Origin of the sequence: Acidiphilium sp. PM, from assembly GCF_000219295.1 — a bacterium.
Lineage (GTDB): Bacteria > Pseudomonadota > Alphaproteobacteria > Acetobacterales > Acetobacteraceae > Acidiphilium > Acidiphilium multivorum.
In genome coordinates this window covers 1-11,326 of sequence record NZ_AFPR01000101.1, presented here as the reverse complement: position 1 = coordinate 11,326, position 11,326 = coordinate 1, and the positions used below count along the sequence as shown (strand labels likewise).

The 11,326-nt window shown below is 68.5% G+C and carries 9 protein-coding genes; 7 read left to right on the top strand and 2 right to left on the bottom strand.

Annotation, left to right across the window (positions count from 1 at the left end; genetic code table 11):
• Window positions 1–89 precede the first annotated feature (89 nt).
• The 7 genes from APM_RS22315 (at window position 90) to lpdA (ending at window position 9,523) form a co-directional block, all read left to right on the top strand.
• Window positions 90–416, top strand: a complete 327-nt coding sequence (locus tag APM_RS22315; RefSeq protein WP_039887806.1) for a hypothetical protein — start codon at window positions 90–92, stop codon at window positions 414–416.
• A 51-nt stretch (window positions 417–467) separates the two neighbouring features.
• On the top strand, window positions 468–1,622 hold the full coding sequence (zapE, locus tag APM_RS04920; protein ID WP_007422251.1) for a cell division protein ZapE: 1,155 nt from the start codon (window positions 468–470) through the stop codon (window positions 1,620–1,622).
• Window positions 1,623–1,744: 122 nt separating this feature from the next.
• Window positions 1,745–2,941, top strand: a complete 1,197-nt coding sequence (sucC, locus tag APM_RS04915; RefSeq protein ID WP_007422250.1) for an ADP-forming succinate--CoA ligase subunit beta — start codon at window positions 1,745–1,747, stop codon at window positions 2,939–2,941.
• On the top strand, window positions 2,941–3,816 hold the full coding sequence (gene sucD / locus APM_RS04910; RefSeq protein WP_007422249.1) for a succinate--CoA ligase subunit alpha: 876 nt from the start codon (window positions 2,941–2,943) through the stop codon (window positions 3,814–3,816). Before sucC ends, sucD begins: the two co-directional genes overlap by 1 nt.
• 190 nt (window positions 3,817–4,006) lie before the next feature.
• Window positions 4,007–6,856: a 2-oxoglutarate dehydrogenase E1 component gene (locus APM_RS04905; RefSeq protein WP_007422248.1), complete on the top strand. Its 2,850-nt coding sequence runs from the start codon at window positions 4,007–4,009 to the stop codon at window positions 6,854–6,856.
• 32 nt (window positions 6,857–6,888) lie between these two features.
• The gene (gene odhB, locus APM_RS04900; RefSeq protein ID WP_007422247.1) at window positions 6,889–8,121 is read left to right on the top strand and encodes a 2-oxoglutarate dehydrogenase complex dihydrolipoyllysine-residue succinyltransferase; all 1,233 of its coding nucleotides are present in this window, start codon (window positions 6,889–6,891) and stop codon (window positions 8,119–8,121) included.
• Window positions 8,122–8,131: 10 nt separating this feature from the next.
• Window positions 8,132–9,523 carry a dihydrolipoyl dehydrogenase gene (lpdA, locus tag APM_RS04895; protein WP_007422246.1) on the top strand — a complete coding sequence of 464 codons (1,392 nt, stop codon included), beginning with the start codon at window positions 8,132–8,134 and terminating at the stop codon, window positions 9,521–9,523.
• 80 nt (window positions 9,524–9,603) lie between these two features.
• Here the strand turns inward: lpdA and APM_RS04890 are convergent, their stop codons facing one another.
• Window positions 9,604–10,284: a metallophosphoesterase gene (locus APM_RS04890; RefSeq protein ID WP_007422245.1), complete on the bottom strand. Its 681-nt coding sequence runs from the start codon at window positions 10,282–10,284 to the stop codon at window positions 9,604–9,606.
• Window positions 10,281–11,326: MFS transporter (locus APM_RS04885; protein WP_007422244.1), on the bottom strand; the 1,046-nt coding region annotated here is incomplete at its 5' end. The genes APM_RS04890 and APM_RS04885, both read right to left, overlap by 4 nt.

The window sequence follows — 11,326 nt, the reverse complement described above, 5'->3', positions numbered from 1 at the left end:
CGACAGGCCGCATCCGGCGAGCAGGAGTGCGGCGGCGAGCGGGGCGGTGCGGCGCATGATCGACAAATTCGCCATCCTCGTGACTGTGATTGCGGCAGGTCGCCAAGGGGATAACCGCCTTCGCGCGGCCGGGCAACACGGGGCGCCGCGCAGGCCTGCGCCGGCACGGGGTTGCGCCGCCGGATGATCGTCCCAATTCGCAACCAGCCAGGACGGAAAGCCGCGACCGGCCCGCCCTGGCGGCAGTCCGGAAAGGGAACGGCATGGTATTGGCGAATTTCGACGCGTGGCTGGACCGCACCCTGCGCAACCATGAAAAATTGCGCAAGCTTGCGTGGTTCGCGATCATCTATGGCGCGAGCGTGGTGGTTTTCGGAATCATTGCCTTCGGCCTGCAGGCGCTTGTGCCGGCCTGAGCGAGGGCCGGATGTTGCGCCGCCGCATGGAGTGCGCTACCGGCGCTGCTCATGCTGATGAAGGCACCTGAACGGTCCGACGGTGGCGTGATGTCCGCCTACCGGACGCGGATCGACGCCGGCACCATCCTGCCGGACCCGGTCCAGCGCCGGGCGGCGGAGCGCCTGCACGAGCTGTGGGGCCGGCTGCGCGACTACGATCCGCAGCCGAAGGCGCCGCCCAATGGCTGGCTCGGCCGGCTGCTCAACAAGAAGCGGGTGGACGAGGTGCCGGAGGACTATCCCTCGGGCCTCTATCTCGTCGGCGAGGTCGGCCGCGGCAAGTCCATGCTGATGGACCTGTTCTTCGCCGCCGCCGAGGTGCCGCGCAAGCGGCGGGTGCATTTTCACGAATTCATGCAGCAGGCCCATGCGAGGCTGCACAGGCTGCGCGCCGAGCGGCCCGATGCCGATGCGGTGCTCTCGCTCGCCGACATCATCGCCGGCGAATCGGCGCTGCTCTGCTTCGACGAGTTCCAGGTCCACGACATCGGCGATGCGATGATCCTGGCCCGGCTGTTCGAGGCGCTGTTCGCCCGCGCCGTGGTCGTCGTCGCCACCTCCAACACGCTGCCGGACGATCTCTACCGCAACAAGCCGGGCTATGACAGCTTCCGCCCCTTCATCGCCCTGCTCAAGCGCCATCTCGACGTGATGGTGCTCGATGGCGGGCGCGACTACCGGCGCGAGCGGGTGCGCGGCGCGCGCAACTGGTACGTGCCGGCGGATGGCCGGGCCGAGCGCGCTCTCGATGATGTGTTCGCCGAACTCACCGGCGGTGCCGCCCCGCGCGCGGAGGCGCTCACGGTCTTCGGCCGCAAGCTCGCCGTGCCGCTCGCGGCGCGCGGCGTCGCCCGGTTCGACTTCGCCGCCCTCTGCGCCCAGGCGCTCGGCTCGGGGGATTATCTCGCCCTCGCCACCCATTACGACACGGTGCTGATCGACGGCATTCCCCGTCTTTCGCCGGACAATTTCGACGAGGCGCGGCGCTTCATCACCCTGATCGACGCGCTCTACGAGCATCGGGTGAAGCTCTACGCCTCGGCCGCGGCGGAACCCGCGGCACTGTATACCTCGGGCGAGGGGGTCGCGATCTTCGAGCGCACCGTCTCCCGCCTCGAGGAAATGCGCAGCGAGGCGTATTTCGCCCTCGCGCATCTGACCTGAGATGCGGTTGCGCCGCTCCGGCCATTGGTCTAGGCCGCACGACGACGGAACCGCCCGGGACGGACGGCGCGCAAGGCGCCGGGTTTCGAGTGACAGGCGAGTGATCACCGTATGGGGGCCCCATGAACATACATGAATGCCAGGCCAAGGAACTGCTGAAGTCCTATGGCGTCGCGGTGCTGGACGGGCACGTCGCCTGGACCGGCGAGGAGGCCGCCGAGGCGGCGCGCAAGCTCCCCGGCCCGGTCTATGTCGTGAAGTCGCAGATCCATGCCGGCGGCCGCGGCGCCGGCCATTTCAAGGACGATCCGGAGGGCAAGGGCGGTGTCCGCCTCGCCAAGTCGCCCGAGGAGGTTGCCGCCGCCGCCGAGGCGATGCTGGGCAACACGCTGGTGACCAAGCAGACCGGCCCGGCCGGCCGCGTCGTCCGCCGCGTCTATGTCGAGGCCGGCTGCGACATCAAGCGCGAACTCTACCTCTCGCTGCTGGTCGACCGCGCGAAATCCGAGATCGTCATCATGGCCTCGACCGAGGGCGGCATGGAGATCGAGGAAGTCGCCGAGAAGCATCCCGAGAAGATCCTCCGCGTCGCGGTCGATCCGGCGAGCGGCATCTCCGGCTTCCACGCCCGCCGCCTCGGCTTCGGCCTCGGGCTCGACGCCACCCAGATGAAGGCCTTCGCGAAATTCGTGAACGCGATGTACAAGGCCTTCGTCGCGCTCGACTGCGCGATCGTCGAGATCAACCCGCTGGTCGTCACCGGCGCCGGCGAGGTGGTCGCCCTCGACGCCAAGGTCAGCTTCGACGACAATGCGCTCTACCGTCACCCCGATCTCGAGAAGCTGCGCGACGAGGCCGAGGAAGACCCGAAGGAACTCGAGGCCGCCAAGCACAGCCTGAACTACGTGGCGCTGGACGGCTCGATCGGCTGCATGGTCAACGGCGCCGGCCTCGCGATGGCGACGATGGACATCATCAAGCTCTACGGCGCGGAGCCGGCGAACTTCCTCGATGTCGGCGGCGGGGCGACCAAGGAGCGCGTCACCGCGGCCTTCAAGATCATCCTGTCGGACCCGAATGTCGAAGGCATCCTGGTCAACATCTTCGGCGGCATCATGCGCTGCGACGTGATCGCCGAGGGCGTGGTCGCCGCGGCGCGCGAGGTCTCGCTCTCGGTGCCGCTGGTCGTCCGCCTCGAGGGCACCAACGTGCAGCTCGGCAAGGACATCCTCTCCAAATCCGGCCTGCCCATCATCGCGGCCGACAATCTCGCTGACGCGGCGCAGAAGATCGTCGCCGCCGTGAAGGAGGCCGCATAATGGCTATTCTCGTCAACGCCGAAACCAAGGTCATCACCCAGGGCTTCACCGGCGCGCAGGGCACCTTCCACTCCGAACAGGCGATCGCCTACGGCACCAAGGTCATGGGCGGCGTCACCCCGGGCAAGGGCGGCACCCGCCATCTCGACCTGCCGGTGTTCGACACCGTGGCCGAGGCCCGCGAGGCGACCGGCGCCGATGCGAGCGCGATCTACGTCCCGCCGCCCTTCGCGGCGGACGCCATCCTCGAGGCGATCGACGCCGAGATCCCGCTGATCGTCTGCATCACCGAGGGCATCCCGGTGCTCGACATGGTGAAGGTCCACCGCGCGCTGTCCGGCTCGAAATCGATCCTGGTCGGGCCGAACTGCCCGGGCGTCATCACGCCGGATGCCTGCAAGATCGGCATCATGCCGGGGCATATCCACCGCCGCGGCAAGGTCGGCATCGTGTCGCGCTCCGGCACGCTGACCTACGAGGCGGTGGCGCAGACCACGGCGGCCGGGCTCGGCCAGTCGAGCTGTGTCGGCATCGGCGGCGACCCGGTGAAGGGGCTCGACTTCGTTGACGTTCTGGAAATGTTTCTGGCCGATAATGAAACCGAGGCACTGATCATGATCGGCGAGATCGGCGGCCAGAGCGAGATCGAGGCGGCCGAGTTCCTGGCGCGCAACAAGGTGAAGAAGCCCACCGTGGGGTTCATCGCCGGCGTCACCGCGCCGCCGGGCCGGCGCATGGGTCATGCCGGCGCCGTGATTTCCGGCGGGCGCGACACCGCGCAGGCCAAGATCGAGGCGATGAAGGCGGCCGGCATCCATGTGGCCGACAGTCCGGCATCGCTCGGCAGCACCATGGTCAAGGCGCTTCGCGCGTAACGAGGAGTCGGCGGGTTTGTTCATTCGTCATGGATCGGGGAGGCTTCATGCAAGGAAAGCATCCCAGAACCGAGACTTGACGGTGCAACGGCCTGATCGATTGGACTATGTCACGGTCTTGACTTTGCAGCGCGCCGGCTCAGTGCCGGCGCGAACTCCATGAGCCCAGTACGGCCGAGGGACATCTGAGATGGCGGGTGTGGATATTCTTGCGACGGCGATGAATGGCGGCAACGCGGCGTTCATCGCCAACCTCTATGCGAAATGGGTCGAGGCGCCCGATTCGGTCGATCCGGATTTCGCCAGCCTGTTCGCCGCGCTGGGCGACGATGCGCGATCGGTGCTGGGCGATGCGGCCGGCGCCTCCTGGGCGCCGCGACCGATCAGCTTCGAACGACCGGCCGCGCCGGCCGAGGCGGGCAAGGGCGCGCCGCTTTCCAGACAGGGCACGATCGATTCGATCCGTGCCCTGATGTTCATCCGGGCCTATCGCGTGCGCGGCCATCTGGAGGCCGATCTCGATCCGCTCGGCCTGCGCCAGCCCGGCCACCACCCGGAACTCGACCCGGCCAGCTACGGCTTCACCGAGGCCGACATGGACCGGCCGATCTTCATCGACATGGTGCTGGGCCGCGAGACCGCGACGATGCGCGAGATCATCGCCATCCTGCGCGAGAGCTACTGCGGCAAGATCGGCGTCGAGTTCATGCACATCCAGGACCCCGAGCAGAAATCCTGGATCCAGCGCCGCGTCGAGGGCGCGCCCTGGCGCACCGCGCTCGACAAGGAGGGCAAGCGCCGCGTCCTCACCCAGCTCACCGAGGCGGAGGGCTTCGAGACCTTCTGCCAGCGCCGCTATGTCGGCACCAAGCGCTTCGGGCTCGAGGGCGGCGAAAGCACCATCCCCGCGCTGCACGCGATCATCGAGACGGCGGCGCGGGCCGGCGTCAACGAGATCGCGATCGGCATGCCGCATCGCGGCCGGCTCAACACGCTGGTCAACATCGTCAAGAAGCCGTTCACCGCGGTGTTCTCCGAATTCGGCGGCGAGAGCTTCAAGCCGGACGCGGTGCAGGGCTCGGGCGACGTCAAATACCATCTCGGCACCTCGGCCGACCTCGTCATCGCCGGCAACAAGGTGCATCTCTCGCTGCAGCCGAACCCCTCGCATCTCGAGGCGGTGGATCCGGTCGTCGCCGGCAAGGTCCGCGCCCGGCAGGACATGGCGGGCGACACCCGCGGCCGCCGCTCGGTCATGGGCATCCTGATGCATGGCGACGCCGCCTTCGCCGGCCAGGGCCTCGTCTATGAAACCCTGGCGATGAGCCAGCTGATCGGCTACCGCACCGGCGGCACGGTCCACATCGTGGTGAACAACCAGATCGGCTTCACCACCGTGCCCGCCCACGCCTATTCCGGCCTCTACTGCACCGATGTCGCCAAATCCGTGCAGTCGCCCATTTTCCATGTGAATGGCGACGATCCCGAGGCGGTGGTCTTCGTCGCCCAGCTCGCGACCGAGTTCCGCCAGGAATTCGGCGTCGATGTGGTGATCGACCTGGTCTGCTACCGCCGCCACGGCCATAACGAGACCGACGAGCCGGCCTTCACCCAGCCGCTGATGTACCAGGCGATCCGCGGTCGCAAGACGACCCGCACCCTCTATGCCGAGCGCCTCGCCGCCGAGGGCGCGGTCGGCACCGCCGAGTCCGACCAGATCCACAAGGATTTCGTCGCCACGCTGGAAGAGGCCTACAAGGCCGCCGCCAGCTACAAGCCGAACAAGGCGGACTGGCTGGAAGGCCACTGGGCCGGCCTCAACTCCGCGCGCGACGAGGAGGGCGAGACTGAGGAACCCACCGCCATCCCGCTGGACACGCTGCGCCGGATCGGCAACGCGCTGGCCCGCGTTCCCGACGATTTCGACGTCAACCCCAAGATCGCCCGCCAGCTCGAGGCCAAAGCCGAGATGATCCGCACCGGCGAGGGGATCGACTGGGCGACCGGCGAGGCGCTCGCCTTCGGCTCGCTTCTGCTCGAGGGCCATCGCGTCCGCCTCTCCGGCGAGGACTGCCAGCGCGGCACGTTCAGCCAGCGCCACGCCGTGCTGATCGACCAGACCAGCCAGAACGAATACGTCCCGCTCAACAATATCGGCGAAGAGCAGTCCCGCATCGAGATCTTCAACTCGCTGCTCTCCGAGGCCGGCGTGCTCGGCTTCGAATACGGCTATTCGCTGGCCGACCCGCGCACCCTCGTGCTCTGGGAAGGCCAGTTCGGCGACTTCGCCAACGGCGCGCAGGTCATCATCGACCAGTTCATCGCCGCCGGCGAGAGCAAGTGGCTGCGCATGTCCGGCCTGACCCTGCTGCTGCCGCACGGCTATGAAGGGCAGGGGCCGGAACATTCCTCGGCCCGCCCCGAGCGCTTCCTGCAGCTCTGCGCCGAGAACAACATGGCGGTGTGCAACATCACCACCCCGGCCAACTATTTCCACGCGCTGCGCCGCCAGCTGAAGCGGAACTTCCGCAAGCCGCTGATCATCATGACGCCGAAATCGCTGCTGCGGCACAAGCTCGCGGTCTCGACGCTGGAGGACATGACCAACGGCTCGGCCTTCCGCACCGTGATTCCCGAGACCGATGCGCTGGTCGCCCCCGAGAAGGTCCGCCGCGTCGTGCTCTGCTCGGGCAAGGTCTATTACGACCTGGTCGCCGAGCGGCGCGACCGCGGGATCGACGATGTCGCGATCGTGCGGGTCGAGCAGCTCTACCCCTTCCCGAAGAAGGCGTTGAAGACCGCGATCGAGGCCTATGTGAACGCCGAGGTGATCTGGTGCCAGGAGGAGCCCGAGAACATGGGCTACTGGCATTTCCTTGACCGCCGGATCGAGGCGGCGCTGGAATGCACCGCGACGAAGATGGCCGCCTCGCGCCCGCGCTTCGCCGGCCGCAAGGCCGCGGCGAGCCCGGCGACGGGGCTTGCGAAGGTTCACGCCGCCGAACAGGCGGCCCTGGTCAGGGAAGCGCTCGGCGTCTGAGGCGCGGGCAGGAACAGCAAAAGGCAGGAAGCATGAGCACCGAAATCAAGGTTCCCACCCTCGGCGAGAGCGTGACCACCGCGACCGTCGCGCGCTGGATCAGGAAAGTGGGCGAGACCGTCGCCCAGGACGAGCCGATCGTCGAGCTGGAGACCGACAAGGTCACCGTCGAGGTCAATGCGCCCGAGGCCGGCACGATCGAGGCGATCGCCGCCGATGAGGGGGCCGAGGTCGAGGTCGGCGCCCTGCTGGGCACGATCGGCGCCGGCACCGGTGCCGCCGCCGCGCCGAAAAAGGCCGAGCCCGCGGCGGAGGCCCGCCCGGCCGCCAATCCGCAGCCCGGCGTCAACCCGCCGCCGCCGCCCTCCGGCCCGGTCGCCCGCACCGGCCACGCGCCGATGCCCGCCGCGCAGAAGATGATGACCGAGCAGAAGGTGGATGCCGCGCAGGTCGAGGGCACCGGCAAGGACGGCCGCATCACCAAGGGCGACGTGCTCGCCTTCATCGAGAAGCCGGCCGCCGCCCCGGCGCCGGCAGCACCCAGGGCCCAGCGCGCCGCCGATGCGCGCGAGGAACGGGTGAAGATGACCCGCCTGCGCAAGACCATCGCCGCCCGGCTGAAGGAGGCGCAGAACACCGCCGCCATGCTCACCACCTTCAACGAGGTGGACATGGGCCCGGTGATGGCGCTCCGCGCCGAATACAAGGACGTGTTCGAGAAGAAGCACAAGGGCATTCGGCTCGGCTTCATGAGCTTCTTCGTTCGCGCCTGCATCGCCGCGCTGCGCGAGTTCCCGGCGGTCAACGCCGAGATCGACGGCGACGAGATCGTCTACAAGAACTTCGTCAACATGGGCATCGCCGTCTCCAGCCCCTCGGGCCTGGTGGTGCCGGTGCTGCGCGACGCCGACCAGATGAACTTCCCGCAGATCGAGGGGGCGATCGCCGATTTCGGCAAGCGCGCCCGCGACGGCGCGCTGAAGCTCGACGAGCTTTCGGGCGGCTCCTTCTCCATCACCAATGGCGGCGTGTTCGGCTCGCTGATGTCGACCCCGATCATCAATCCGCCGCAATCGGCCATTCTCGGCATGCACAAGATCCAGGACCGGCCGATGGCGGTCGGCGGCAAGGTCGAGATCCGGCCGATGATGTATCTCGCGCTGTCCTACGACCACCGCATCATCGACGGGCGCGAGGCGGTCTCCTTCCTCGTCCGGGTGAAGGAGAGCATCGAGGATCCGCGCCGCCTGCTGCTGGACATCTGAGGAGCGCATCATGGCCGATCAGTTCGACGTCATCGTCATCGGGGCCGGTCCGGGCGGCTATGTCTGCGCCATCCGCGCCGCCCAGCTCGGCATGAAGGTCGCGTGCGTGGAAAAGCGCGCGACCCTCGGCGGCACCTGCCTCAATGTGGGCTGCATCCCCTCCAAGGCGCTGCTGCAATCCTCCGAGAACTACCACGAGCTCCTGCACGGCTTCGCCCGCCACGGCGTCTCCGCCGAGAACGTGTCCTTCGATCTCGGCAAGATGATGGGCCACAAGGACGAGGTCGTCGGCGCCAACACCAAGGGCGTCGAGTTCCTGTTCAAGAAGAACAAGGTCACCTGGCTCAAGGGCGCCGCGTCGTTCAAATCCGCCAACACGATCGTGGTGGACGGCAAGGAATACGGCGCGAGACACATCGTCATCGCCACCGGAAGCGAGAGCGTGCCGCTCCCCGGCGTCGAGGTCGACGAGACGCAGATCGTCACCTCCACCGGCGCCATCGCGCTGGAGAGCGTGCCGAAGCATCTCGTGGTGATCGGCGGCGGCTATATCGGCCTCGAACTCGGCAGCGTCTGGCGCCGCCTCGGCGCCGAGGTCACCGTGGTCGAGTTCCTCGACCGGCTGGTGCCGACGATGGATGGCGAGGTCGCCACCGCCTTCCAGAAAACCCTCGGCAAGCTCGGCATGAAGTTCAAGCTCGGCACCAAGGTCACCGGTGCGGCGAAGACCGCCAAGGGCGTCACCCTCACGCTCGAACCCGCCAAGGGCGGCGCCGCCGAAACGCTGGAGGCGGATGTCGTGCTCGTCGCGATCGGCCGCCGCGCCCATACCGAAGGGCTCGGGCTCGACGCGGTGGGTGTGGCGACCGACGAGCGCGGCCGGGTCAAGACGAATGGCCACTACACCACCAGCGTCCCCGGCATCTACGCGATCGGCGACGTCATCGCCGGGCCGATGCTCGCCCACAAGGCCGAGGAAGAGGGCGTCGCCCTCGCCGAGCTGCTGGCCGGTCAGGCGGGCCATGTGAACTACGGCGCCATCCCCGGCGTGGTCTACACCTGGCCGGAAGTCGCCTCCGTCGGCAAGACCGAGGAAGAGCTGAAAGCCGAAGGCGTCGCCTACAAGGTCGGCAAATTCCCGTTCACGGCGAATGGCCGCGCCCGCGCCATGGGCGATACCGACGGTTTCGTGAAACTCCTCTCGGACAAGACGACCGACAAGCTGCTCGGCGCCCACATCATCGGGCCGGATGCCGGCACGATCATCGCCGAGCTGGTGCTGGCGATCGAGTTCGGCGCCTCGGCCGAGGATGTCGCGCGCACCAGCCACGCCCATCCCTCGCTCAACGAGGCGGTGAAGGAAGCGGCGCTGGCGGTCGACGGGCGGGCGCTGCACATCTGACGTTCCGTCGGATGAACTAAATTTCCCGTGTCCCGATCTCCGTGCAGGAGATCGGGACATTTCGTTCCGCGTTCAGGACATCAGGGCAGATCGATGTCCAGCCAGGACAGGTGTCCGCCCTTGCCGGCCCCGGTATCCATCATGATCGCCCGCCCTCCGGCGCGTCCTTCCAGGGTCAGCGGCTGGCCGTTGGTGCTGCGCTGGTCGTGCCCGCAATACACCGTCACGCCCTCGGGAATCCGGTGCACCCAGTCGAGCACGCGCTCGGGCTTGCCCATGCCGGTCACCCGCCCGGTGGTCTGGCCGTAGAGGGCGCGGGCGAGCAGCCGGTCGCGCTTGTCCGCCATCGTCCGCGGCGGGATGAACAGCATCGCCGGATCGAACCCGCCATGCACGAATACCACCCGCCCGGCGACGAGCCAGGCCGGCGCCCGGCCGATCTCCTCGACCGCCCGCGCCGCCGTCGCCGGATCGAGCGAGGCGATCGTCGCGGCCAGCGCCTCGCCCACCTGCACGCTGTCGCCGCGCAGGGCGCGGGCGAGCTTGTAGTCGTGATTGCCGAGCAGGAAGAGGCCGCGCCCCGCATCGAGCCGGCCGAACATCAGCCGCAGCGCGCCCGGCGTGTCCGGCCCGTCATCGACGAGGTCGCCGAGCTGGACGATGAAGCGCTCCGTGGCGCAGGCGGCGGCGAAGGCAGTGGAATCGCCGTGCACGTCGCCCACCACGCGGAGTTTCGCGCCGGGGGGGAGAAGCACCGTCATGCCCGCGCCGCGATCGCCGCGCGGAGATCCTCCTGCGCCGCGCGGTCGATCGGGAAGCGCCGCATGATCGCGGCGGCGGCGATCTTCAGCGCCGAGGGCACGCCGCAATACAGCAGGAGAAGAAGCGTGATCTGCATGGCGCCGTTCCGGCCGTGGGTCGAAAATCCGACAAGCCCCAGCAGCGAAAAGGCAATCCCCGGCGCCAGCGCGTTGCCGGCCTTCTGCGCCATCGTCGCCGCGGCGAAATACAGTCCGGCCCGCCGCTCCCCGCTCGCCAGCTCGTCGACATCGACGACATCCGCCTGGATCGCCGGCGGAATGGTGAAATCCGCCCCCAGCCCGGCGCCGGTGAACAGGCTGATCACGCCGAACCAGATGAGCGGATGCGCCGTGCGCAGGATGGACGGCACGAAGGCGAAGGCCAGGCCCGAGACCGCCATCGCGATCGTCCAGGCACGGTGCTTCCCCGCCCGCACCGAGAGCGCCAGCCATAGCGGCACCGAGGCGACCCCGGCCGCGAAATAGACCAGCAGGATCGGCCCCGAGGCATCGGGCGCGTGCAGCACCTTGTCGAACACGATCAGGATCAGCGCCGCCGGCAGGCCGTTCGCCAGCCCGTTCACCGCCCAGGCGAGGATCAGCCGCCGGAACGGCGCATTGCCGCCGATCAGCCGCAGCGCGTCACCAAGCCCCGCCGGCGGCGCGGCGCCGCGCGCCGGCTTCGGGTCCGGCACGGCGATCAGCGCGAGCGCCACGGCCGGCCCCGCCAGCCCGATCGTCAGCAGCGCGAGCAGATGGGCCTGCCCGACATGCGAGGTGATGCCGAGCAGCACCGGCGCCAGCGCCGAGATCAGGATGCCGAGAATGGTGCCGCCCTCGCGCAGGCTGGTGATCCGCTGCCGCTCGGCATAATCCTCCGAAAGCTCCGCCCCCCACGCCCAGTAGGGCAGGGAGAGCGCCGTCCACCCCCAGGTCACCAGCGCGTAGAACACGAACAGCCAGAGCGCCCCCGCGCCGGTGGGCGGGAAGAACAGTCCGATCG